This is a genomic window from Massilia sp. CFBP9026 (assembly GCF_034045165.1).
Taxonomy (GTDB): domain Bacteria; phylum Pseudomonadota; class Gammaproteobacteria; order Burkholderiales; family Burkholderiaceae_D; genus Telluria; species Telluria arenae.
In genome coordinates, this window is sequence record NZ_JAXCWH010000001.1 from 524,657 (window position 1) to 549,489 (window position 24,833).

The window sequence follows — 24,833 nt, forward strand, 5'->3', positions numbered from 1 at the left end:
TACATCACGAGCGCATCACGACACGGGGCGAATTAAAAGATATGGGTCTGCGGGTATTGCTGGTGGAAGACGATGCGGTGCTGGCCGACGGCCTGCTGCGCGCCTTGCAGGCGCAGGACATGACGGTCACGCTGGTGGCCGACGGCCTGGCCGCCGACCGCGCGCTGCAGGAAGCCGGGACCGAGGTCGCGGTGCTCGACATCGGCCTGCCCGGCATCGACGGCTTCGAGGTGGTGCGCCGCCTGCGCGCGCGCGGCGCGGCCACGCCAGTGCTGCTGCTGACGGCGCGCGACGCGGTCGAGGACCGGGTGCGCGGCCTCGAAACCGGTGCCGACGACTACCTCGTGAAACCCTTCGCCACCGCCGAACTCGTGGCCCGCATCCGCGCGCTGGCGCGGCGCCACGCGCCGCCATCCACCAGCATTGCTCTGGCCGGCCTGAGCCTGGACCGCGCCACCCGCCGCGCCCGCGTCGCCGGCAATCCCATCGACCTGTCGGTACGCGAGTGGGGCGTGCTCGAATACCTGCTGCAGCATGCCGGGCGAGTCGTATCCAAGCAGCAGATCATCGACGCCATCCTGCCCTGGGGCGAGGACGTCACCCAGAACGCGGTCGAGGTCTATGTGTCGCGCCTGCGCCTGAAACTCGACGGTTCGGGCGTGGCGATCCGCACCATCCGCGGCTTCGGCTACCTGCTGGAGGCGGCCGAGTGAAGGTCGATCCCATGATCCTCGTGGCATGAGCAGCATCCGGCTGCGCCTGCTCAAGTGGCTGCTGGGCCCGATCCTGCTGGTCAACCTGGTGCTCGCCGCGCTCGTCGCGGGCCTGGCCTGGACCCCGGCCCAGGTCGCTTTCGACGGTGGCTTGCAGGACACCGCCAACGGCCTGGCCGCAAGGCTGGCGGCGGGCGCCGTGCCGCAACTGCCGCCCGCCGCGCCGAATGCCGACCGCAGCTGGTTCGTGGTGCGCGACGGGCACGGCCGCCACCTGGCCGGCGCCGCTGCTTTTCCCGCCCTGCGGCCCGGCGCCGCGCCGTATGACGCCGAAGTCGACGGCGAACCGGTGCGGGTGGTCGCATTGGCGGTGCAGACGGCCGACGGCGAACGCCAGCTGGGCGTGGCGCGCACCCTGCGCCAGCGGCTCGAGGTGCGCTCGGCCATCGTGCGCTCGCTGGTGGTGCTGGTCTCGCTGGTGACCTTGACCCTGGTCGGCGTGGTCTGGCTATCGGTCAGCAATGGCCTGCGCCCGCTGGCGCGTATCCGCGCCGAGCTGGCCGCGCGCGGGCCGGGCGACCTGGCGCCGATCCCCCAAGCCAGCGTGCCCTACGAGATCGCGCCGGTGGTCGCCGGCTTCAACGAATTGCTGGACAAGGTCGAAGCCGGCGCGCGCGCCCAGCGCGACTTTTTGGCGGACATGGCGCACCAGCTGCGCACGCCGCTGGCCGGCATGCAGCTGCAGCTCGAGTGGCTGCGCGCGCGCCATGCGCGCGACCCCGACACCGTGCGCTCGCTGGGCATGATGGAACTGGCCAACGAGCGCATGATCCGCCAGGTCAACCAGCTGCTGGCGCTGGCGCGCGCCAGGGAGGGGCGGCCGGACGGCCAGCATGCGCCGCTCGACCTGGCGCAGCTGGTGCAGGAGACGATCCAGTTCTTCGTCGGCCAGGCTGCCGTCAAGGACATCGACCTCGGCTTCGAGCTGGCCCCGGCGCCCGTCGAAGGCGACGCCTTCCAGCTGCGCGACCTGGTCGACAACCTGGTCGACAATGCGCTGCGCTACACACCGGCCGGGGGATGGGTCACCGTCAGCTGCGCCCAGGAGGGCGACGCCGTGCTGTTTAGAGTCGAGGATTCCGGCCCCGGCATTCCACCCGCCCGGCGCGCCGCCGTGTTCGAGCGCTTCGTGCGCCTGGACGACAAGACCACCGGCAGCGGCCTGGGGCTGGCGATCGTGCGTGATATCGTGCTGGCGCACGGCGCCACCGTGGTACTGGACGAGGCGGAGGGCGGCGGCACCCGCGTCACGGTGCATTTTGCTGCTGGCCTGGCAAAATAAGAGGCGACACACCGTCGTATTTCCGTCGCTGTCAGGACTTTGTCAGCTTTTCCTCAGGGAAATGACAGGTTCCTGGGCTATCATTCTCCATGGCAACATTATTGGCGGAGTCCGTCCGCCTTCCAGGAGAATCCCATGCAGCGCCAGTCCGGCTTCACCCTCGTCGAAATCATGATCGCCGTCGTCATCATCGGCATCCTGACCGCGGTCGCGCTGCCTTCCTACAGCAGTTACGTGATGCGGGCGCGCCTGGCCGAGGCGCACAGCGCGCTGGCCTCGACCCAGCCCAAGCTCGAGCAGTTCTGGGCCAATACCCGCAGCTATGAGGACTTCGACGGCGAGGAGCAGGATCCCAAGCTCATGCCGGACGACACCGACAATTTTGTCTACACGCTGGAGAACGCCAGCGCTACCGGCTATCAACTGGTCGCCACCGGCCGGGCCGCGGCCGCCGACTTCAAGTACACGCTGAACCAGGCCGGCGCCCGCGCCACCACCGGGGCGCCGGCAGATTGGACCAGGAGCGATAGCTGCTGGGTCGATCGCAAGGACGGCTCGTGCACCCAGTGACGCTGCGTCCCGCCCGGGGCCAGTCGGGCTTTACGGCGCTCGAAGCCGTGATCGCGGTGGCCATCCTGGGCATCCTGATGGCGGTCGGCGTCCCGCGCATGTCCGGCTGGCTGGCCGCGACCAAGGCCGCCGGCGCCGGCCAGTTCTATGTCGAGGGTTTCACGCTGGCGCGCACCCAGGCCCTGGCCCACAACAGCCACAGCCGGTTGGTCTTCATCGACAACCCTGGCGGCCAACCGGACTGGCGGGTCGATATCTGCTTTCGCGCCACCGGCAATGCCTGCGACGACACCAGCAACGACTGGTCGACGGCGACCGCCGCGGCCGCCGATGCGCCGGGCGAGTCGGCGGCATTCCGCTCGATCCGCCGCAGCGCGGCCAGCTTGCCGCCCTCGAGCCTGCTGGCCGTGACGCTGGGGCCCGACGACGATGCCGACGCGGTCTATTTCACGCCGCTGGGCTGGGTCGACGGCGCGATCACGCCGCGCGTGACCGCAATCGGCCTGGCGCCGGCCGAGGGCAAGGAAAACGAATTCAGGCCATCGGCCGTCATGCTGACGCTGGCCGGGGTCGTGACCACCTGCGATCCGACGCTCGGCGGCGACGACGACGGCGATTCGCGCAGGTGCCCCGAATGAGCGCGCGTCTGCAACGCTTCCGCGGTATCGCGCGGTGCGCGCAACGCGGCATTGCCATGATCGAGTCGTTGATCGCGATCCTCATCCTGGGCATCGCCCTGGTCGGCACGCTCGGCCTGCAGGCGCGCTCGATGGCGGCCCTGTCCGACGCCGGCCTGCGCGCCGAGGCGACCATCGCCGCCAACCAGCTGCTGGGCATCATGAATACCGATATCGCCAATGCCGGCGCCTATGCGGTGGCCAAGACCGCGACCCCGGGCGAGCGCCTTGCACCCTGGTACGCCGGTGTGCGTGAGCGGATTCCCGGCGCCACCATCGAGATCGCCGTGACGCCGACCGCCGGCACGACACGCACCGAAGTCGACATCGTCATCGGCTGGCAGCGCACCACCGACAGCCAGGTCAACCAACACCAAGTCACCTCCTACCTGTCGCCGGCGACATGAACCTCCAATTGACCCGCCGCGCGCGCGGCTTCTCGCTCGTCGAACTGATGGTCAGCGTGGTCATCGGCCTGCTGGCGATCCTGTTCGCGACCCGCATCATGACCGACGGCGAGCGCAACAAGGATGCGGCGATGGGCGGCTCGGACTCGATGCAGAACGGGATGCTGGCCATGTTCCAGATCAGCGCCGATGCCGAGCAGGCGGGCTTCGGCCTGAACGATCCCTTGATCACCGGCTGCAACACCGTGTTCAGCGACAGCCAGGGCTATGAACTGGCGCCGGCCCAGCGCGACGGTGTGACCGTGCGTCCGCTGGCGGCGGCCGTGATCGAACCGGGCGGCGAGGGCCCGGACAGGCTGACCCTGTACGCGGGCGGCGCGACCGGCGGCGCCACGACTTTGCGTGTGACCCAGAACTACGTCGGGGGCAATACCATCACCGTCGACCGTCTTCCCTGGGGCTATTTCGCCCTCGGTGACGTGATCGTGGTGGCGCCCGAGCAGATGGGCGAGAACTGCGCGATGGCCCAGATCTCGGTCGACCCGGCAACCCAGCCGCCCAGTCCCACCCAGCTGCAATTCGGCTCGGTCGAGCAGCGCTTTAACCGCGGCCAGCTCGACGTCCTCTACGACGGCAATACCACCCGCGTGTTCAATCTGGGGCCGGGCGCGCGTCTGGCCTTCCATACCTGGTCGGTCGACAAGGGCTATCTGCGCCTGCGCGCCACCGACATGGCTGGCGCTGCGAAAGATAGCCAGGCGGTGGCCGACAATATCGTCATGCTCAAAGCGCAGTACGGCTTCGATACGCGCGAGGCCACCGATTTCAAGCCGGGCCTGGGCACGGCGGTCGGCGAGTGGTCGTCCGAGATGATCGATGCCGACGGCGATGGCGTGAGCGGCGGCGCGGGCGATTATGGCCGCATCGTGGCGCTGCGCATTGCCGTGGTGGCGCGCGCCAAAAATCCCGAGCGGCCGGTCGCCGACGCCGACGGCGAAGCCGTGTGCAAGGCCACCGTCGAAGTGGAAAACCAGGAGCCGGTATACCTGTTCAACAGCGCGCAGCCGGAGGGCGTCGAGGCCGCGCCGCTGAAAGTCGACCTGGCCGTCGAGGGCGATCCGGTCGACTGGCAGTGCTACCGCTACCGCGTGTTCGAGACCATCGTCCCGCTGCGCAACGCAGGGTGGAGGAATTGATGCCGATCCCGCACAGGACGCCGAAGCAGCGCGGCATCGCGCTGCCGGTCATGCTGATCATGATGCTGGTGATGCTGGTGACCGGCATCTACCTGCTCAAGTCGACCAATTCGACCACGCTGACGGCCGCCAACCTGGCCTACGATGCCTCGCTCAGCCGCGCCGCCGACCTGGGTCTGCACACGGGCTTCGAGTGGCTCAAGGACAAAGCCGCCGCCAGCAAGATCGACCTCGACGTCAACCTGCCGGACGAGGGCTATTCCGCCATCCGGCCGCCGGGGTTGAACATCCGGGACGAAAACCAGTTCTGGGGCAACGCCATGACGGTCGCGGGGCCCGGCGAGACCAGCGTCGAATACGTCATCCACCGCATGTGCCGCAGCGACGGGCCGTATGACGCCAACGATAATGTCTGCGTCCAGACCGCCGCCAATACCGCGGTGCTCGGCACCCCGGTCGCGATCGGCGAAAGCCTGGCCTCGGACGCGCCGAGCTACGCCGGCAGCCCCCAACTGCATTATGTGATCACCGCCCGCATCAAGGGTGCGCGCGGCGGCACCGTGGTCAACCAGATGGTGGTCCTGATCGGCGTCTGAGACGCTGCAATACTCTGATGGAATGCGCATGAAACGCCTGCTTGCCCTGTTAGTTCTGTTGTTCGCGCTCCCGGCCGGGGCCGAGCCGACCGCCATCGCCCAACTGCCGCTGATGAATATCAGCGGCAGCGGCACCGTCCAGCCGAACCTGATGCTGCTGTACGATAACTCGGGCTCGATGAACTTCAACTACACGCCCGACTACGTCAACCTCAGCAGCACTTGCCGGCTCGGCAATACGATGGACGACGGCACCAATGCCTGCGTGGCCGGCTATCCGCCTTTCGCCAGCGCCGACTTCAACCGGCAATACTACGATCCGAAAGTGCGCTATATGCCGCCGCTGAAGGCGGACGGCACCTACTACGGCGACCTGGACGCGCGCGCAACGAGCGACTGGAAAGTGGTGCCCAACGACGTGTTCGAGGTGAACAGGACCGACTTGCTGGGTAACCGCAACAGCACTTCCAGCACCAACCTGGTGACCGGATTCCCCGACCTGAACTGGTGCGTCAGCCGCAACAGCAACTGCGACTACAACCGGACCGGCTACACCTATCCGACCAATCAGCGTCGCTACGGCCAGTATTTCACCGCGAATCCGTATTACTACTCGATTAACGTCGCCGAGTACTGCCTCGACGCCACCCTGACCGATTGCCGCGCGGCGACCGCCAACGGCGGGCCGCCCACCAGCCGTTACACGTTCCCGGCGCGGGTGCGTTTCTGTAACTCGACCAAGCTGACCACGTGCCAGGCCAAGTATGTCGGCGACTATATCTATCCGCGCTTCTCGGGCGGCAACCAGATCGCCCCATGGTACGGCACCATCAGCATCGGCAGCTCGGCCGGCACCCAGGTGCGCGCGATCGCGAGCGTTACCGCAACCGGCCTGGCGGGAGAGGACGTCATCACCGCGGGCGCCGTCAGCGCCGACACCGGCACCAACAGCGCCGACAAGCAGATCGCGCTGGCGCGCGCGCTGGCCCGCTCGATCATCGACAAGACCGGCCTGGCCAACCAGTTCGCAGCCTGCGTCATGTCGCCCGGCAGCAGCGGCGTGCCTTCGTGCGAATCGCTCGGCATCACGCTGGCCGGGGACAACGTGGTCGGCGTGCTGCCGATCGTCTGCGCCGAAGGCACGACCGGCAAATCGTTCGACAACTGTACCCTGGTGACCGATAACAGCCGCGCCGGCACCAACCTGATGCTGGACACCGGCACCGGCGCCACCGCGCTGCTGCGTATCGGCGGCACCACCCACGCCAGCAGCACCCAGGTGATCAGCAATTTCTCGCTGAACCGGACGGCGCTGTTCGCGCGTTCGCTGAGCCTGGACCGGGGCAAGAGCGCGGCCTGGGTCGCCAACCGCATCCGCGACTACATCAACGAATCGGTCGGCAACCGGGGCACCATCCGCGCCTATGTCGGCGGCGATGCCGATTCCTCGCCGTCGTGCCGGCGCGAGCAGAACACCACGCTGTGCGTGATCGACTCGTCCAACAATGCCGACGGGACCAGCGTCAGCTATGACGGCCCGACCAACAATACCTCCAGCGGCCGCACCAACCTGACCCTCACCAAGGTGGCGGCGGTCTCGGACGTGGTGGCCCACAGCACCACCGGCCTGGGCAGCTCGGTATTCGTGCGCACCGATATCGTGCCCACGCGCTCGGTCTATCCGCGCTACCCGAACCGCAGCGACTGCACCGGCGCCTTCTGCACCTATGCCCAGGAGATGACCAACTTCGCCAACTGGTACGGCTACTACAAGACCCGCAACCAGATGATGAAGACCTCGGTCGGCCAGGCCTTCGGCCCGATCAACGACAAGTACAATGTCGGCCTGGTGTCGCTGTCGGTGGCTGCCGAAGAAGGCGCCATGAACCCGCCGAAACCGTTCGCCGGCACGGACCGCACCAAGTGGTACTCCGACCTGTACGACATGAATACCTCGGGCGCGACACCGGTGCGCCTGGCCCTGCATGCGATCGGCAAGATGTTCGCCAACAAGGCCCCCTATGAGGTCGAGGGCGATGCGCGGGTGGTGAAGTTCGCCTGCCAGCAGAACTTCACCTTCATTACCACCGACGGCTACTGGAACGGCGGCGCGCCCGGCGGCATTGCCAGCAATGACAACAAGCACGACCCGTCCCGCTTCTGCCTGCAGTCGCAGGGCTGCGTCGACAAGCGCACCCAGTCCACGCCGTCGCTGGCCGACATCGCCCTGTACTGGTACAACGGCGGCTGGGACGGCCGCGATCCCAAGCCGGACATCCCGTCCCTGCGGCGCGACCTGGAGGGCAAGGTGGGCGCGGTGCCGGCCGCCGGGGGCGAGAACAACCGCCTCCACATGCGCACCTATGCGCTGGGTCTGGGCGTGGACGGCATCATGAACTACGAGCCGAACTACGACGTGGCGCCGTTGCCGGGCGGCGACCTGTACAAGGTGATCAGCGAGGCGAAAGAGGGCTGCCCCTGGAACGGCGGCGGAGCCTGGGTCTGGCCCAATCCGGAAACCGGCGTCAACAGCGGTTCGGCCGCCTACCAGTCGCGGGTGGACGATCTGTGGCATGCCGCGATCAACGGACATGGCAAGTATTTCTCCGCCTCCGATCCGCTGCAGGTGGTCGAGGGCCTGCGTTCGGCGCTGGCCAATATCGAGGTCAAGACCGGCGCCGCCGCGGCCGCCGCGACCTCGACCCCGAACATCTCTCAGAACGACAACGACATCTTTTCGGCCACCTTCACTACCGTGCGCTGGTTCGGCCGCCTGGCCAAGCGCAGCGTCGACGTCGCGACCGGCGAGGTGAGCACGACAGAATCGTGGAATACCTCCGACACCCTCGGCACCAAGGTCGACGCCAGCAGCGACGAGCGCAGGATCTATATGCGCAACCCTGCCAGCGGCGCGCGCGCCAACTTCCTGTATGCCGAGATGGACCTTGAGAAGGCCTGGTTCGACAACAAGTGCAATGCGCTGACCCAGTGCGCGAGCATGTCCGCCGCCAACCGCCAGATCGTCAATAATGGGGCCAACATCGTCAACTGGCTGCGCGGCCAGCAGCAGCATGCCGACGACACCGTGTTGCGTTCCTATTCGCGCACCACGGTGGGTGAGAACAGCGGCAACAGTTCGGTACCGATCGTGCTGGGCGATATCGCCTCTTCCAAGCCGGCCTACCTGCGCGAACCGCGCCGCAATTTCGATCGCGATGGCTACAGCGCCTACAAGATCGCCAACGCCCGGCGCGCGGCGACGGTGTTCGCCGCCGCCAACGACGGCATGCTGCACGCGTTCAACGCCAGCAGCGGCGAGGAGACCTGGGCCTACGCGCCGCGCATCACGATGAAGAAGCTGCACCTGCTGGCCAGCACCACCTATGGCACGAATCACATCTTCTCGGTGGATGGCTCGCCCGAGGTGGCCGACGTCAAGATCGGCGATGAATGGCGCACCGTGCTGGTGGCCGGCCTGAACGCGGGCGGACGCGGCTACTACGCGCTCGACGTCACCGATCCGGACGATCCCCAGCCGCTGTGGGAACTGTGCGCCGACAGTGCCGTGTGCAGCGGCATCCACAATGAGCCGCAGATCGGCTACTCGTTCGGCAATCCGCAGTTCGGCACCATCAAGGACGAGGCGAACGGCGAAGAGAAATGGGTCGTGTTCCTGACCTCGGGCTATAACAATATCCCGGGCACGGACGGCGTGGCCGGCGGCGACGGCAAGGGCTATCTGTTCGTGGTCGACATCGCCAGCGGCCGCATCCTGCGCAAGATCAGCACCGACGTCGGCAGCGTCGGCACGCCGTCGGGCCTGGCCAAGATCACGGCGATCACCAACGATCCGAACAACGATCCGCTGGTGACCTACGTCTACGGCGGCGACAATACCGGCAAGATGTGGCGCTTCGACTTCACCGTGCCGGGCACGACGACCCGCCTGCTGATGGGCGACGCCGGCGTCGACAAACCATTCACCACCCGTCCCGAGGTCACCGCCTGCCGGGTCGAGCGGCCGGTGCTGGGCGAGGATGGCGATGACGACGAGAGCGGCAAGACCGTGGCCGGCGCCCAGCGCGTGGTGGTATTCGGCAGCGGACGCCTGCTGGACCTCATCGACGTCGAGAACACCAAGCGCCAGAGCGCCTACGTGCTCAAGGACAGCGGGCAGACGATCGGCGCCAGCGGCTGGCCCGGCTCGTCCATGGTCAAGCGGCAGCTGGCCCGGATCGAGGAAGAAGGCGGGACGAGCCAGGCGGCGGTGCCTTTCAGTATCTCGGGCGACGATGTCGACCTGGCGCGCCAGGACGGCTGGTATGTGGACTTCGACCAGAACACGGGCGAGCGGGTCAACCTCGATCCGAAAGTGGTGGCCGGCACCGTCAACGTGGTGACCAACCTGCCGAGTTCCTCGACCGAGTGCTCGGTGGGCGGCACCAGCGTCATGTACCAGCTCAACGTCTGCACCGGCCGCGCCGCTTCGCCGGACGGCGTCGCCGGCTATCCGCTGGCGGCATCGGCGGCGGTCGGCTTCATCGTGGTGCGCCTGCCGTCGGGCGCCCTGAAGACAATCACCACCACCGCCGACGGCAGCATGGTGACCGGCCGTTTCCCGCCGTCCGAGACCACCGAGGCGCACCGCGCCGGCTGGCGCCGCGTGCGCGATTGAAGCAGTGGGCGCCGCCGCCGCCATGGCGGCGCCATTCAATTCACACGGGAGAGGGCGGAGACGGTAAAATCGAGGGTTTTCTTACCAGGGCCACCAGAAGGGCTCGACTATGGCCAACGACACCGACATCTCCGCCGCGAACGATACTCCCGACGCCGGCGACCACACCGCCAGCACCACCTCCCGCCAGGGCGGCCTGACCGCGCGCGAAGTCGCGCGCCGCCGCACCTTCGGCATCATTTCCCACCCCGACGCGGGTAAAACCACGCTGACCGAAAAGCTGCTGCTGTTCTCGGGCGCGATCCAGCTGGCCGGCACCGTCAAGGGCCGCAAGAGCGGCCGCCACGCGACCTCGGACTGGATGGACATCGAGAAGCAGCGCGGCATTTCGGTCGCGTCCTCGGTGATGCAGTTCGAGTTCCGCGACCACGTGATCAACCTGCTCGACACCCCGGGCCACCAGGACTTCTCGGAAGACACCTACCGCGTGCTGACCGCGGTCGACTCGGCCCTGATGGTGATCGACGCCGCCAAGGGCGTCGAGGCACAGACCATCAAGCTGCTCGACGTCTGCCGCATGCGCGACACCCCGATCGTCACCTTCATGAACAAGATGGACCGCGAGACCCGCGATCCGCTGGAACTGCTGGACGAAGTCGAGTCGGTGCTCAAGATCGAGTGCGCGCCGGTGACCTGGCCGATCGGCATGGGCAAGAACTTCCGCGGTGTGTACCACCTGCTGAAGGACGAGATCATGCTGTTCAAGGCCGGCGAGGAAAAGGCCGACGGCGCCTTCGAGATCGTCAAGGGCATCGACAATCCGAAGCTGGCCGCAATGTTCCCGCTCGAGATCGAGCAACTGAAGATGGAAGTGGAGCTGGTGCACGGCGCCTCGCACGTGTTCGACCTCGAGCGCTTTTTATCGGGCGTGCAGACCCCGGTGTTCTTCGGTTCCGCGATCAACAACTTCGGCGTGCGCGAGATCCTGTCGGCGCTGGTCGACTGGGCCCCGGCGCCGCGCGAGCGCGACGCCACCGTGCGCGCGGTCGAGCCGACCGAACCCAAGTTCTCGGGCTTCGTGTTCAAGATCCAGGCCAATATGGACCCGGCCCACCGCGACCGCATCGCTTTCCTGCGCGTGTGCTCGGGACGCTTCGAGAAGGGCATGAAGGTCAAGCACCTGCGCCTGGGACGCGAAGTGAAACTGTCGTCGGTCGTGACGTTCATGGCCTCGAGCCGCGAACAGGTCGAAGAGGCCTACGCCGGCGACATCATCGGGCTGCCGAACCACGGCAATATGCAGATCGGCGACAGCTTCTCGGAAGGCGAGATGCTGACCTTCACCGGCATCCCTTACTTTGCCCCGGACCTGTTCCGCACGGTGCGGATTCGCAATCCGCTGAAGGTCAAGCAGCTGCACAAGGGCTTGCAGCAGCTGGGCGAAGAGGGCGCGGTGCAGGTGTTCAAGCCGGTGCTGGGTTCGGACCTGATCCTGGGTGCGGTCGGCGTGCTGCAGTTCGAAGTCGTGGCCAGCCGCCTGCTCAACGAGTATGGCGTGGACGCGGTGTTCGAAAGCAGCAGCATCAGCAGCGCGCGCTGGATCTCGAGCGAGGACAAGAAATCGCTGGCCGACTTCGAGAACCAGCTCGGCCACCAGGTCGCCTACGATGCCGCCGGCAATATGGCCTTCCTGGCGACGTCCGGCGTGAACCTGCGCCTGACCCAGGAGCGCTGGCCCAAGCTGGTGTTCCACGCGACCCGCGAGCACGCGGCCAAGCTGGCCTGACGGCCGCCACGGCGCGGGAAGCATTCCGCGCCGTGTTATTCCTCCTGCACCGCCTCGATCGCGATCGCGGCCAGCGTCTGGGTGCTGACCGTGCCGTCGGCATCGGTCAGGCGCAGCTGCACCGGCATCCAGGCATGCTGCGGCGCCAGCCACAACTCCAGCAGCGGCGCGCCATGCTCGGCCATACGCGCCAGGCGCACCGTGTCGAGCGGTCCGGCGCCGGTCTCGATCCGCTCGGGGCCCAGCACCTGGTAGCGTTCGACGCCGGCGCCGCCCGCGCCGCCGACCCAGAATTCCAGTTCATCTTTCACCTGGCGCGCATCGCCCAGGCCGATGCCGGCCAGTTGCAGCAATAGCGAGGCCGGATCCTGGCTGCCCGGCACCAGCTGGTCGGCGCCGCCTTGCGCGCGCATGATCGTGCCGGCGGCGCGGTCGAAGGTGGTGGTCGCCTGACCGGTCCCCACGGCGCGGCGGGCGCGGTCCGGCGCGATCCCCGCGTCATCGACCCGGCCGTCGCTGGCCAGCGTTCCCAGCACTCCGTCGAGTGCCACCGTATAGCGGTTGCCGTCGCTGCGCCATGCCATGCTGGCCTGGCCCGCGTCCTGTGGCGCGCCGCCGGGAGCGCTGCGCGTGAGCCTGTAGTCGATGCGGCCGGAAGGGGGCGGGGTGACGCGGTAGGTGTTGGGCACACGGGTCGTGGCGACGTCGCCCTCGGTTTCCGGCGGGGGCGGCTCGGCCATTGGGGCGGGTGCCGGCACCGACACCTCATCGGCCGGGGCATCGACGGCCGGCACCGGCGCGGCGTCCGGCGCGGGAACTTCCGGCGCCGGCAGGTCGGGCGTCTGTGGCGCCGGCGCGGCAGGCGGCGCGTCGACCAGGCGCAGCGCCAGCGCCGGATTGCCGACCGTGACAGCCGGCGGCGCGAGGCGGGCATCGACCCAGGCGATCGCCAGCAGGTGCAGCAGCAGCGAGGCAAGGCCGGCGGGCAGCAGGCGCCGGTGGCGCGCCAGGAAGACGGAAAATCTCATGGGCGCTAGTGTAGCGCGCACCCGCCCGGGAAGGTGAGTCAGAAGCCGATGTTCAGATTGGCCCTGACCCTGCTGCTGGAATTGGTCGCATTCTCGAAACGCTCGGCCGCATGGCCGTGATTCTCGAAGGAGCCGTCGAACATGACCCGTTCGCTGACCTGGTAACGGGCGCCGACGCCCGTGTATAAGCCGGTATCGACGCCCTTGCGGACGCCGCGGCGGTTCTGGCTGTGCGCCACACCCAGCTTGCCGTAGGCCGACAGGCGCTCCCCGAGCGGCTGCGTGACCTTGACGCCCGCGTGCAGGTTGAAGCCGCGCAGGCCGATCGCGCCGGTCGTGTCTTCGGGATCGCGTTCGTTCACCGGGCGAAAACCCTGGTCGAGCAGGTTGACGTAGCCGGCCTCGAAGGCCAACGCCGGCGTCACCGCAACGCCCATCAGCAACCTGGGATCGGTCTTGAACAGGCCGCCGAACAGGCGGTCGTTGGGATTGGCGTTGAGGTTCCCGCCATAGACGCGGGGGTAGGTCTGGCCCTCGGGATCGCGCGGCGCCGAGAACACGCTGCGTGGGCGGGTGTCGGCCAGCTCGACTGGCGCGGGAGCCGGTTCCGCCAGCTGCGCCTGCGCCGGCGCGCCGGTGGCGACGGCTGCCGCCAGGAGGAAGGCTGGCCGTTTCATGTACCGTCCTTTCAGAAGCCCATTTTGAGGTTGCCCTGCACGCCGTCGCGTGCGCGGTCGAACTTCTTCCCGGCGTCGCCATGGCGCACGAAGTCGCCGCTCACGGTGGTGCGCTTGTCGACCTTGTAGCTGGCGCCGGCGCCGGTGTACAGGCCGGTATCGGACCCTGACACGCCTTTTTCCTTCTTTTTTTCAGTGTAGGCGATGCCGGCCTTGCCGTAAGCCGACAGGCGGTCGCCGGCCGAGAGCGAATATTTGGCGGCCAGGTGGTTGCTGGAACCTTTTTCTCCCAGCGGGATCGAGGCGTCGGCGGGCTTGCCCGGCTCGACCTGGTGCAAATCCTTGTCCGGCAGGTTGAGGTAGCCGCCCTCGATGGAGACGTTGGGCGCCACCTCGACGCCGCCGAGCAGGCGCGGATCGCGCCGCATGCCGGTGAACACATGGTCGTTGGGCAGGGCTGCCACATTGCCGCCGTACACGCGCGGATAGGGCTGATGGCTGCCGGCGAATGGATCGGGCGCGGCGGGTTGGCTGCGCTCGAGCTGGGCCGGCTGGGGCGGCGCCGGGTCGGGCAGCAGCTGGGCTTGGGCCTGGGTATGGAAGCCGGCAGCGGCCAGGCATCCAAGCGTCAATACGAAGGCGCGAGCTTTCATCATGTTTTCCTCGATCGGGTCTCGTGCAAGCATAGCGCGTTAACGGGCGCTGTGCTCATGCACGGTGCATGCCTTGGTAAGAAGTTGTTACCAGTATGCATACACTGACGACCGTGCCGGACGGCGTACTGTCGATCTCGAGGACGCCGCCGGCCAGGCGCGCCGCCTCGCGCATGCCGGGCAAACCCTGACGAAGCGGCGTGCGCCGGCGGCTGAACCGGGCGTGCCGCGGTAGATGCCGTCGGCGCAGTAGACCAGCAGGTGCCGTCGGCCAGCACGCTCAAGCCGTGCGGCCGGCCATTCGGCAGCCCGGCGGACGGTCCCACGTCGACCCGGTGCTCATCGTCGAGCCGGTGCTACGCGCTGTAGGCGTGCACATGGCAGGCGCACGGGAAGTTTCCGTGTGGTTCGTCATTATTCGTTGGACGGATTCTTGCCCGAAACTCCCCTTCGCGGCAAGTCACCGCCTGCGGACCTGGGTTTTGCGCCGCGACAAGTGCGCCGTCCATCTGCGGCGTACATTGCTGTATGCACTGAGGAAATAATGCACCAAGACGAGAGGACGCCATGACCACGCCGCCCGCCGACCGCGTTCCCGGGTTCTCCATGCTGTCGGGCCTGCTGTCCCGGCTGAAAATCGGCCCCAAGCTGCTGCTCGCCCCCGGCGCCGTGCTGGCCCTGCTGCTCCTGCTGTCCTGGGTGGCCTATTACGCGATGGTGCGCCAGAACGATTCGCTCGAATCGATCGTCGGCCAGCGCGCGGCCAGCATGCGCGCCGCCAGCAGCCTGGCGGCGCAGTCGCAGAAGGCGCACGCCGACATTTATCGCCTGCTGAGCTGGATGGGCGGCAGCTTCCCGGTGGCGCGCACCGAGCCGCTGCGCCAGGACATCCTGGCCCAGCACCGGCGGATCGCGGCCGGCCTGGATACATTGGGCCAGATGACCCTGACCGAGGCCGAAGACCGCCACGTGGAGCAGGCCGCGGCGGCCCAGCTGCGCTACGCCGTGGCGGTGCGCGAGGTGATCGAACTGGCGCCGCTGGACGGCTCGATCAGCGCCAACGCCATGCAGAAGGCCGAGAGCGCGTTCGCGCTGGTGGCGCAGCGCCTGGCCGACCTGGGTGCGCTCGAAGAAGCGCTGTCGCGCGAGGCATCCGCCAGCGCGAAAGCCGACTTTCGCATGATCTCGGTCCTGATGCCGGCGGTCGTGCTGCTGGCGATCGGGCTGTCGCTGGCGATCACCTTCGCCGTGCGCCGCATCCTGCTGGACGAGATCCGCGGCATCCGGCGGGCCGCCAGCGGCCTGGCCAGCGGCGACCTGACCGTGCGCCAGCGCGAAGGCCACGATTATGGTGGCGACGAGATCGCCGACACCTCGCGCCAGCTCGATGCCAGCATCCGCAACCTGAACGGCACGCTGCGCTCGATCCTGGAGTCGGCCCGCCTCATCGGCGTCGCCTCGCGCGACATCAAGCTCGGCAGCCTGAGCCTGGGCAGCCGCGCCGTGTTCCGGGCCAGCGCGCTGGCCCATACCGAAGGCGCGCTACGCGAGCTGGCGGCCGACGTCCAGCTGGGCGCCGACCAGGCGCGCGCCGCCAACCGCCTGGCCGCCGGCGCCGGCGAGGCGGCGCACGAAGGCAGCGACGTGGTCGAGCGGCTGGTGGCGACGCTCGAGGGCAGCCGCCGCGGCGCGCAGCGGGTGGTCGAGATCGCCGATGGGCTGGACCTGGCGGCGAGCGAGACCGGCACGCTGGCCCTGAACGCGGCGCTGGACGCGGCGCGGACAACGATGGATGCCGGACTCGATGCGGGCGCGCAGTCGCCGGCGATGGCCGCGGTGGCCGGCGAGGTGCGGGCGCTGGCGCGCCGGGTAGCCGCCGCCAGCCGCGAGATCCGCAGCGTGGCGGCGCAGTCGCTGGCCGAGATCGACGGCGGCGCGGCCTGGGCCCTGCACGCCGGCAGCAGCATGGAGCGCATTGCCGGCACGGTGCGCGAGGTGGAAGACCTGGCCGGGCGCATCGGTGCGGCCGGCGAAGGCCAGGCCACGCATCTGGCCGACGTGGGCCAGGCGATCGTGCAGATGGACCAGGTGACGCGCCAGAACTGCACGCTGGTGGAAGAAGCGGCGAGCGCGGCGCGCACCCTGCAGATGCAGGCGCTGGCGCTGTCGCGCACGGTGGCGGGGTTCAGGCTGGACGAGGAGGGGACGCGGGAGGTTGCGCCGCAGGTAGAGGCGGCGGGCCGGAAAGACGACGGCGGCGTTGCCCCGTCGAAGCCCTTCGATCCGGCGCGCGAGCGCCGGGGGGCTGGCAGGGAACGCCGCCGTCAACAGGCGTCGCACTTGCGGCTCGCGTCGAGCCGCAAGTGATTACCCGTTGCGATTACTCGTAATCGCTGATCGGCGCGCAGCCGCAGAACAGGTTGCGGTCGCCGTACACATTGTCGGCGCGGCCGACCGGCGGCCAGTACTTCTTCTTGCGCAGGCTGGCGACCGGGAAGGCCGCCACTTCACGGGTGTAGCCGTGCTGCCAGTCGTCGGCGGTGACGACTTCGGCGGTGTGCGGCGCGCCCTTGAGCGGGTTGTCCATGCGATCGTACTCGCCGCGCTCGACCTTGACGATCTCGGCGTGGATGGTGATCATCGCCTCGATGAAGCGGTCGATCTCGGCCTTCGATTCCGACTCGGTCGGCTCGATCATCAGCGTGCCCGGCACCGGGAAGCTCATGGTCGGGGCGTGGAAGCCGAAGTCCATCAGGCGCTTGGCGACGTCTTCGTTGCTGATGCCGGTCTTGTCCTGCAGCGGACGCAGGTCGATGATGCACTCGTGCGCGACCAGGCCGTCGTGGCCCGCGTACAGCACCGGGTAGTGCGGGGCCAGGCGGCGCGCGATGTAGTTGGCGTTGAGGATCGCCACTTCGGTCGCGCTGGTCAGGCCTTCGGCGCCCATCATCGCGATGTACATCCACGAGATGGGCAGGATCGAGGCCGAGCCGAAGGCGGCGGCGCTGACGGCGCCGATGCCGTTCTCGTCACGCACGTAACCGGTCGACAGCTGGTTCGGCAGGAACTTCGCCAGGTGGGCGCCGACGCCGATCGGGCCGACGCCGGGGCCGCCGCCGCCGTGCGGGATGCAGAAGGTCTTGTGCAGGTTCAGGTGGCTGACATCGCCGCCGAAGGCGCCCGGCGCGGCCAGGCCGACCAGCGCGTTCATATTGGCGCCGTCGACGTAGACCTGGCCGCCGTGGGCGTGCACGATCTCGCACAGTTCCTTGATGCCCTCTTCGAACACGCCGTGGGTCGACGGGTAGGTGACCATCACGCAGGCCAGGTCGCGGCTGTACTGCTCGGCCTTGGCCTTCAGGTCGGCCAGGTCGACGTTGCCGTTGTCGTCGCAGGCGGTTACCACGACCTTCATGCCGACCATGCTGGCCGAGGCCGGGTTGGTGCCGTGGGCCGACGACGGGATCAGGCACACGTTGCGGTGGCCTTCGCCGCGCGACTCATGGTACTTCTGGATCACCAGCAGGCCGGCGTACTCGCCCTGCGAGCCGGCGTTCGGCTGCAGCGAGATGGCGGCGTAGCCGGTGGCAGCGCACAGCATGGCTTCCAGCTGGGCGATCATCTCGCGGTAGCCGATGGTCTGCTCGTTCGGCGCCAGCGGGTGGACGTTCGAGAACTCGGGCCAGGTGACCGGCACCATCTCGGCGGTGGCATTGAGCTTCATGGTGCACGAGCCGAGCGGGATCATGGTGCGGTCCAGCGCCAGGTCCTTGTCGGCCAGCGCGCGCAGGTAGCGCAGCATCTCGTGCTCGGCGTGGTAGCGGTTGAAGGTCGGGTGGGTCAGGTAGGCGCTGGTGCGGGCCAGGGCGGCCGGGAAGGCGTCGGCAACGCCGGCGTCCAGCTGGTCCAGGTCGACGCTTTTGCCGTTGCCGAACACGGCAAACAGGCTGGCCAGGTCGTCGCGGGTGACGGTTTCGTCGAGCGAGACGCCGACGGTGGTGGCGTCGATCTGGCGCAGGTTCAGGCCGCGCGCATTGGCTTGCTGGTGGATCGCGGCCGCATCCTGGACGCGCACGGTGACGGTGTCGAAGAAGGTCTTGTTGGCCAGTTCGAAGCCCAGCTGCTGCAGGCCGGCGGCCAAGATGGTGGTCTGGCGGTGCACGCGGCGCGCGATGCGGGCCAGGCCTTGCGGGCCGTGGTAGACGGCGTACATGCCGGCCATCACGGCCAGCAGCACTTGCGCGGTGCAGATGTTCGAGGTCGCCTTTTCGCGGCGGATATGCTGTTCGCGGGTCTGCAGCGCCAGGCGGTAGGCCGGGTTGCCCTGGGCGTCGACGGTGACGCCGACCAGGCGGCCCGACATGCTGCGCTTGAATTCGTCGCGGGTGGCCAGGTAGCCGGCGTGCGGACCGCCGAAACCGAGCGGCACGCCAAAGCGCTGGCTGTTGCCGACCACGACGTCGGCGCCCCATTCGCCCGGTGGGGTCAGGACGGTCAGCGCCAGCAGGTCGGCGGCCACGATCACCATGCTGCCTGCGGCATGCAGGTGCTCGACGGCGGCGCGGTAGTCGCGCACTTCGCCATCGACGCCCGGGTATTGCAGCAGCACGCCGAAGCAGGTTTCCTCGAGTTTTTCGATGTCGGCCGGGGCGATGGTGCGCACTTCGACGCCGATCGGTTCGGCGCGGGTCTCGATGATCTCGCGGGTCTGCGGCAGCACGTCGTCGGCCACGTAGAACACTTTCGAGGCCGACTTGCCGACGCGCTGGATCAGCGTCATCGCCTCGGCGGCGGCAGTGCCTTCGTCGAGCATCGACGAGTTGGCGATGCCCATGCCGGTGAGGTCGGTGATCGCCTGCTGGAAGTTCAGGATGGCTTCCAGGCGGCCCTGCGAGATCTCTGGTTGGTAAGGGGTGTAGGCGGTGTACCAGGCCGGGTTTTCGAAGATGTTGCGCAGGATGACTTTCGGCGTATGGGTGCCGTAGTAGCCCTGGCCGATCAGCGATTTGAGGACCTTGTTCTTCGAGGCCAGGCCTTTGAGCAGCGCCAGCGCTTCTTCTTCGGTCCGCGGCTCGGCGAACTGGCCCAGGTCCAGCTTATCCTTGCGGCGGATGTTGGCCGGGACCACGGCGTCGATCAGGGCGGCGCGGGTAGCGTAGCCGAGGGTCGACAGCATGGCTGCCTGTTCGGATTCGGACGGGCCGATGTGGCGCGGGATGAACGAATCGCGTGCTTCAAGTTGGGTGAGGCTGGAGCGGGTCATGGTAAGAAGAGGTCTGGCGCCAATGCTGGCTGGATCAAGGAGGGGTACTCTAGGTGGTGCGCCCGGGGAGGGGCGCACCTTGGACCATCAGTGGTCGGTGGTCTTGCCGTAGGCGTCGGCGTCGAGCAGCTTGTCGTAGGCGGCGGCGTCGCTCGGGGCCAGCTTGAACAGCCAGGCGCCGTAGGCATCCTGGTTGATCGAGTCGGGGGCGTCGGCGACCGGCTGGTTGACGGCGGTGACGGTGCCCGAGACCGGCGCGTAGATGTCGCTGGCGGCCTTGACCGATTCCACCACGGCGGCGTCGTCGCCCGCGGTGAATGCCTTGCCGACCTGCGGCAGTTCGACGAACACGATGTCGCCCAGCGCGTCCTGCGCGTATTCGGTGATGCCCACGGTCAGGCTGCCGTCTTCTTCGCGGCGCACCCATTCATGGGATTCGGTGTATTTCAGGTCGGTAGGGATGTTCATGGAAACTCCTGATGATGGTGGGGTTATTAGTATACGTGTTTGTTATTGCGCGGCGGCGATCAGGCGGCCAGCACTTTGCCGTTGCGCACGAACGGGAGCTTGACCACGCTGGCGGCCAGGTGCTTGTCGCGAATGATCACGTGCACGGTGTCGCCGACGGCGACGTCCATCGGCACGCGCGCCAGGGCGATCGCCTGCTGCATGGACGGGCTGAAGGTGCCGCTGGTGATTTCACCCTCGTTACCGGATGCGGCCACGACTTTCTGGTGGGCGCGCAGGATGCCGCCTTTTTCGCGCAGGATCAGGCCGACGAATTGCGCGCCCTGGCCCTTGGCCTGCAGCGCGGCCTTGCCGATGAAGTCGCGCTCGGAGACCAGGTCGATGGTCCAGGCCAGGCCGGCGTCGAGCGGGTTGGTCGTTTCGTCCATGTCCTGGCCATACAGGTTCATGCCGGCTTCCAGGCGCAGGGTATCGCGCGCGCCGAGGCCGGCCGGCTTGACGCCGGCGGCGAGCAGGGCATTCCACAGCGCTTCGGCCTGGGACGCGGGCACGCCGATCTCGAAGCCGTCTTCGCCGGTGTAGCCGGTGCGGGCGACCATGGCTTCGCCGAAGGCGGTATCGCCGACGATGGCGGCGTTGAAGGGCTTGAGGTTCTCGGTCGATGCCTGGGTGGTCGGCAGCACCTGCCACACCTTGGCGCGGGCGTTCGGGCCCTGGACGGCGATGAGGGCGATCGGATCGTTGCCGTCGCGGCGCTGGGTGATGCTCACGCTGCTATTGGTGGCGGCATTCTGCGCGTTCATCCAGGCCACGTCCTTGTCGGCGGTGCCGGCGTTGACGACGATACGGAACCAGTCCTCGGACAGAAAATAGACGATCAGGTCGTCGATGACGCCGCCTTCCGGATTGAGCATGCACGAATACAGGGCCTTGCCCGGCATTTGCAGCTTGTCGACGTTATTGGCCAGCAGGCCACGCAGGAAGGCGCGGGTGTTGGCGCCCTTGACGTCCACGACGCACATATGGGACACGTCGAACATGCCGGCATCGCTGCGCACCGCATTGTGCTCTTCGATTTGCGAACCGTAATTGACAGGCATATCCCAGCCGCCGAAATCGACCATCTTGGCGCCAAGGGCACGGTGAGCGGAATTGAGCGGGGTCGCTTTGAGCGTCATGGAATCCTCGGGCATGAATAGGGTGTCGGCACGATCTTCGTGCGTTATCGACCCCTCTGTCCTTGGTACCTGAGAGATAGCGGCTGGCGCCGCTTGCCCCTTCGGTGGGCCGCATCGCGGCCGCTCTCCAGAGTTGACCGGCTGCGCCATGCGCCGCCGTCCCTTGACCGGTCCTTTTGCCTGAGAGTTTATGGGTGAGTGCCCCTTCGGCGGCAGCGTCGCTGCGCTCTCCCGATCAAGACTGCGGAGGATATGCCACCCCGCCCACCCTGTCAACCACACAAGCCCCCACATATTGCCCCCACCCCCTTACCCAACAATGAGGGTCAGAGTCGAATTCTTTGACAACTTTCGAAGTTGCTCATTAATTCTACTCTGACCCTCATTAATTCCTGACCGCTGGGGAAACAAAAAGCGTTCTTCTGGAAAACTATTTGACGGTGAGAATCAAAGACCGATTTTGGTAGCGCTAAACCGCCAAAACTTAATTAGGGTCGGAGTCGAATTGTTTGACAACTTTGAGGAATTGCCCAATAAATCTACACTGACCCTAATTGGAGAGTTTTGCTGCGGAATTGCTGGAAAGAATTGCTGCGCACTATTGGGGCGGGGCATTCGGGGTGGTTGTCGTGATTTGCTACACTTGTTCCACTTACTTTGTAGGCGGGAAAAGACTATGAGCGAAGAAAAAACGTTGCAGGAGAAAGAGGGTTGGTTCACGCTGTCGGGCGACGTCAACAGCGATATGGTGCACCGGATGTTCGAGGCGGTGGCGGCGATGACCGAGGATGGGATCGATACCGCCCATGTGCTGCTGCAGTCGAATGGCGGCTACGTCAGCGACGGCTTGTGCCTGTATAACTTCATGGCCAGCTCGCCGATCAAGTTTGTGATGTATAACGCCGGGGCGGTGGCCTCGATCGCGGTGGTGCTCTACCTGGCCGGCTCGCGCCGCTACGCCAGCGAGACCGCGCGCTTCATGATCCACAAGTCGCATGCGACCGCTTCTCCCGGTTCGCGGCCGGATGCGCTCAACATCATCGTCGAAGGCCTGCGCGCCGACGATGCGCGCACCGAGGCCATCCTGCGCAAGGAAATCGAACTCGCGCCCGAGCAGTGGAGCGTGCACCAGTACGGCGACCTGCATATGACCGCGCGCGATGCCAAGCAGGCGAAGATGATCCACGAGGTGCTGGACTTCGCGCCGCCCAAGGGCGCCATCCTGCGCAATATCTGAATCGGGATCGTCCGCCGGCGGCCGGAGCCGCCCCCGTCCGGATGTGTTTGGTCATTGCTGAGAGGTAAGAATATGGCAGAATAGGGGCTTGCCTCACTTCGCCGAACCGTCATGGTCACACCATCCGCCCAGACCTCTGCCGCGCGCAAGGCCGCATCCGCCCAGCAGGCGGCGCTGGCCGAGCTGGTCGACATCGCGTGCAGCCATGCCGAGTCCGGCCTGGCGGACATGGCGCGGCGCATGGTGTCCGCGCTGCTCGACCTGACCGCAGCCGGGCTTGACCCCGCTACCGTCATGCGGCGCGTCAAGTCGGGGAATCTCCTCAAGGACAACGGTTACGCATTCACCCACCTGGCGACGAGCGAGATCGACGCGGCGCTGCGCCGGGAAGTCGCGCGCCTGCTGCCGCACGTTGCGGATGCGCCAGCCGCTGCCCCAGCCACCGCGGCCGAACTGAGCCTCGTCCCGCTGGAACAGATCGACCAGCAGATGGCGCTGGGCGCCGTCAGCCGGCCCTTCGACCTGCAGCATTCCGAGGGCCTGGCCACGCTGGGCGTGCGCCTCGGCCTGCTGCTCGGACGCGACCTGGTGCGCGCTGCGCACAATCCCTTCCGTCCAGACGTCTTCCTGGCCGCCGTGGATGCGGCCTGGCGCCAGTTCGAACCCGATCCCGAGGCCCACGGCCTGGTGGCGCCGCTGCTGCGGCCGGGGCTGATGTTCGACCTGGGGCCGCTGTACGAGGCCCTGGTCGGGAAGCTCAAGTCGCGCAAGGGCGACAATGCCGATACCCGCTTCAGCAAGACCGACGACCGCGCATCGCGCCAGGCCGAACGCGCCCGGCGCGACGCCGCGCTGGCCCAGCAACTGCGCCAGTTGTTCGACCCGGCAGTGCCGGAGATCCCGAATCTGCCGCAGGGCAGCGGCGGTTGGCGTCCGAGCACGGCATCTGGCTTCGCGGTGGCGCCGCCGGCGTCGCCTGAGCCTGCAGCGGGCGCCACCGCGGGCCCCGCCGCCCATCCAACCATGGTCTACGCGTCGGGTGGCGCCGGCAGCGCCGCATTGCCGGCGTCGTCCGCGCAGCCTCTGATCGATCTACTGGCCCGCGTCGGCGTCGCCGCCCCGGACGCCGCCCCCGGCGTCCTGGTCCTGCCAGGCCTGCGCGCCAGCCTGCCGCAGGGCGCCCTGTCGCGCGCCGACGAAACCACGCTGGACCTGCTGTCGCGCGTATTCGGCAGCGTGCTGCAGGACGACGGCGTCGCCCCCGAGACGCGCGAACTGATCGGCCACCTGCAGCTGCCCGTCTTGCGCACCGCGCTGCGCGACCGCAGCTTCTTCTTCCAGGAGGCTCATCCGGCGCGGCGCATGCTCGACCTGCTGTCGCAGGCCGGCTGGGAACGCCCCCTGGACCAGGACGACCCGGTCTACCGCGCGATGCACCGCAGCGTCGAGCGCGTGCGCGGCCAGGTCGACCCCGAGTTCGATGCGGCCGTGGCCGACCTCGAAGCCGGTCTGGCCGCGCGCGACCACATCGAAGAGGCGGCCATGGCGGCGCCCATCGCCCAGGCCATGCGCAGCGAGAAGCGCGCCGCCGCCGAACGCTCGGCCCGGCGCGCGGTGGCGCTGCGCATGGCGGGAGAACAGCTGATCCCGGCCGTCTCGGGTTTTCTCGAAGGCCGCTGGAGCGCCGCGCTGGCGCTGGCCTACACGATCGAGGACAGCCGTCCCGGCGCCGTCGACAATGCCACGCGCACGATGGAAGACCTGATCTGGAGCGTCAAGCCGAAGGCGACCCAGGAACAGCGGAAGGCCCTGATCGCGCGCCTGCCGGCGCTGCTGGCAAGCCTGAACAACTGGCTCGACGCCACCCGCTGGCAGGACGCCGAGCGCCTCCAGTTCTTCGCCACGCTGGCCGAATGCCATGCCTCGATCGTGCGCGCGCCGATCGAGCTCCTGCCCGAGCGCCAGCTCGAACTGGCGCTCGAGGCGGCCCAGCAAGATGCTCTGCGCCGGGTGGCGCAGGAGCAGGAAGAAGAGCGCGAGCAGGCCCGGCTCCAGGCCGAGCAAGCGCAGGCCGCGGCAAGCGATCCGGCCGCCGCCGCGCTGGCCGGCCTGGAGCGCGGCATGCGCCTCGAGCTGAGCGAGGCGCACATCGTGCGCCGGGTGCGCCTGGCCTGGGTCAGCCCGCTGCGCACGCTGTACATCTTCTCGGGTGCCGGCCGCCAGGAAGCGTTTTCGCTGCCGGCCGCGCGCCTGGCCGAGCTGCTGCGCGAAGGCGCGATGCGTGTGGTGGCGGCCGAGGGCGTGGTCGGCCGCATCCTGAGCGCGGCGGTCAAGCCCATGCCGGCAATGGTATGATGCGCGCTTTAC

Annotated in this window: 18 protein-coding genes and 2 riboswitches; of the genes, 12 read left to right on the forward strand and 6 right to left on the reverse strand. The window is 67.8% G+C overall.

Going from position 1 to position 24,833, the window contains the following annotated elements; translation table 11 throughout:
* The first annotated feature begins 41 nt into the window (after positions 1-41).
* The 9 genes from SOM28_RS02250 (at position 42) to SOM28_RS02290 (ending at position 11,962) form a co-directional block, all read left to right on the forward strand.
* Positions 42-713 carry a response regulator transcription factor gene (locus tag SOM28_RS02250; protein ID WP_320467040.1) on the forward strand — a complete coding sequence of 224 codons (672 nt, stop codon included), beginning with the start codon at positions 42-44 and terminating at the stop codon, positions 711-713.
* 25 nt (positions 714-738) lie between these two features.
* Positions 739-2,055: a sensor histidine kinase gene (locus SOM28_RS02255; protein WP_320467041.1), complete on the forward strand. Its 1,317-nt coding sequence runs from the start codon at positions 739-741 to the stop codon at positions 2,053-2,055.
* Between the two features lie 135 nt (positions 2,056-2,190).
* Entirely contained in the window at positions 2,191-2,625 is a 435-nt protein-coding gene (locus SOM28_RS02260) for a type IV pilin protein (protein WP_320467042.1), read from the forward strand.
* Complete coding sequence (locus tag SOM28_RS02265; RefSeq protein ID WP_320467043.1) at positions 2,613-3,263, forward strand: pilus assembly FimT family protein; 651 nt, start codon at positions 2,613-2,615, stop codon at positions 3,261-3,263. Before SOM28_RS02260 ends, SOM28_RS02265 begins: the two co-directional genes overlap by 13 nt.
* Complete coding sequence (locus tag SOM28_RS02270) at positions 3,260-3,709, forward strand: type IV pilus modification PilV family protein (protein ID WP_320467044.1); 450 nt, start codon at positions 3,260-3,262, stop codon at positions 3,707-3,709. Before SOM28_RS02265 ends, SOM28_RS02270 begins: the two co-directional genes overlap by 4 nt.
* Entirely contained in the window at positions 3,706-4,905 is a 1,200-nt protein-coding gene (locus SOM28_RS02275; RefSeq protein ID WP_123067849.1) for a PilW family protein, read from the forward strand. Before SOM28_RS02270 ends, SOM28_RS02275 begins: the two co-directional genes overlap by 4 nt.
* A complete protein-coding gene (locus tag SOM28_RS02280; RefSeq protein WP_123067848.1) occupies positions 4,905-5,501 on the forward strand; it encodes a pilus assembly PilX family protein in 597 nt (198 codons plus the stop codon). Before SOM28_RS02275 ends, SOM28_RS02280 begins: the two co-directional genes overlap by 1 nt.
* Before the next feature lie 28 nt (positions 5,502-5,529).
* A complete protein-coding gene (locus SOM28_RS02285; RefSeq protein WP_320467045.1) occupies positions 5,530-10,176 on the forward strand; it encodes a pilus assembly protein in 4,647 nt (1,548 codons plus the stop codon).
* Between the two features lie 109 nt (positions 10,177-10,285).
* Entirely contained in the window at positions 10,286-11,962 is a 1,677-nt protein-coding gene (locus SOM28_RS02290) for a peptide chain release factor 3 (RefSeq protein ID WP_320467046.1), read from the forward strand.
* A gap of 35 nt (positions 11,963-11,997) precedes the next feature.
* Here the strand turns inward: SOM28_RS02290 and SOM28_RS02295 are convergent, their stop codons facing one another.
* The 3 genes from SOM28_RS02295 to SOM28_RS02305 are packed head-to-tail and all read right to left on the reverse strand — an operon-like array spanning position 11,998 to position 14,323.
* On the reverse strand, positions 11,998-12,990 hold the full coding sequence (locus tag SOM28_RS02295; protein ID WP_320467047.1) for a DUF3108 domain-containing protein: 993 nt from the start codon (positions 12,988-12,990) through the stop codon (positions 11,998-12,000).
* Positions 12,991-13,028: 38 nt separating this feature from the next.
* On the reverse strand, positions 13,029-13,667 hold the full coding sequence (locus SOM28_RS02300; RefSeq protein WP_123072094.1) for a putative outer membrane beta-barrel protein: 639 nt from the start codon (positions 13,665-13,667) through the stop codon (positions 13,029-13,031).
* 11 nt (positions 13,668-13,678) lie between these two features.
* A complete protein-coding gene (locus tag SOM28_RS02305) occupies positions 13,679-14,323 on the reverse strand; it encodes an outer membrane beta-barrel protein (protein ID WP_183407572.1) in 645 nt (214 codons plus the stop codon).
* 564 nt (positions 14,324-14,887) lie between these two features.
* Between SOM28_RS02305 and SOM28_RS02310 the strand changes: the two genes are divergently transcribed.
* Entirely contained in the window at positions 14,888-16,687 is a 1,800-nt protein-coding gene (locus SOM28_RS02310; RefSeq protein WP_320467048.1) for a methyl-accepting chemotaxis protein, read from the forward strand.
* Between the two features lie 13 nt (positions 16,688-16,700).
* On the opposite strand, the gene gcvP is transcribed toward SOM28_RS02310, so the two are convergent.
* From gcvP to gcvT, 3 genes are all read right to left on the reverse strand, one after another.
* Positions 16,701-19,583: an aminomethyl-transferring glycine dehydrogenase gene (gene gcvP, locus SOM28_RS02315; RefSeq protein ID WP_320467049.1), complete on the reverse strand. Its 2,883-nt coding sequence runs from the start codon at positions 19,581-19,583 to the stop codon at positions 16,701-16,703.
* Between the two features lie 87 nt (positions 19,584-19,670).
* Entirely contained in the window at positions 19,671-20,051 is a 381-nt protein-coding gene (gene gcvH / locus SOM28_RS02320; protein WP_147935818.1) for a glycine cleavage system protein GcvH, read from the reverse strand.
* A 59-nt stretch (positions 20,052-20,110) separates the two neighbouring features.
* Positions 20,111-21,229 (reverse strand): glycine cleavage system aminomethyltransferase GcvT, encoded by a 1,119-nt coding sequence (gene gcvT / locus SOM28_RS02325; RefSeq protein ID WP_320467050.1) that lies wholly within the window; start codon positions 21,227-21,229, stop codon positions 20,111-20,113.
* 46 nt (positions 21,230-21,275) lie between these two features.
* A riboswitch (glycine riboswitch) is annotated at positions 21,276-21,370 on the reverse strand.
* Between the two features lie 17 nt (positions 21,371-21,387).
* Positions 21,388-21,473, reverse strand: a riboswitch (glycine riboswitch).
* Positions 21,474-21,905: 432 nt separating this feature from the next.
* Between gcvT and SOM28_RS02330 the strand changes: the two genes are divergently transcribed.
* Both SOM28_RS02330 and SOM28_RS02335 read left to right on the forward strand, forming a co-directional pair.
* Positions 21,906-22,466, forward strand: coding sequence for an ATP-dependent Clp protease proteolytic subunit (locus SOM28_RS02330; RefSeq protein ID WP_123072069.1), 561 nt, complete (start codon positions 21,906-21,908; stop codon positions 22,464-22,466).
* Between the two features lie 111 nt (positions 22,467-22,577).
* Entirely contained in the window at positions 22,578-24,821 is a 2,244-nt protein-coding gene (locus tag SOM28_RS02335; RefSeq protein ID WP_320467051.1) for a DUF1631 family protein, read from the forward strand.
* The last annotated feature ends 12 nt before the right edge of the window (positions 24,822-24,833 follow it).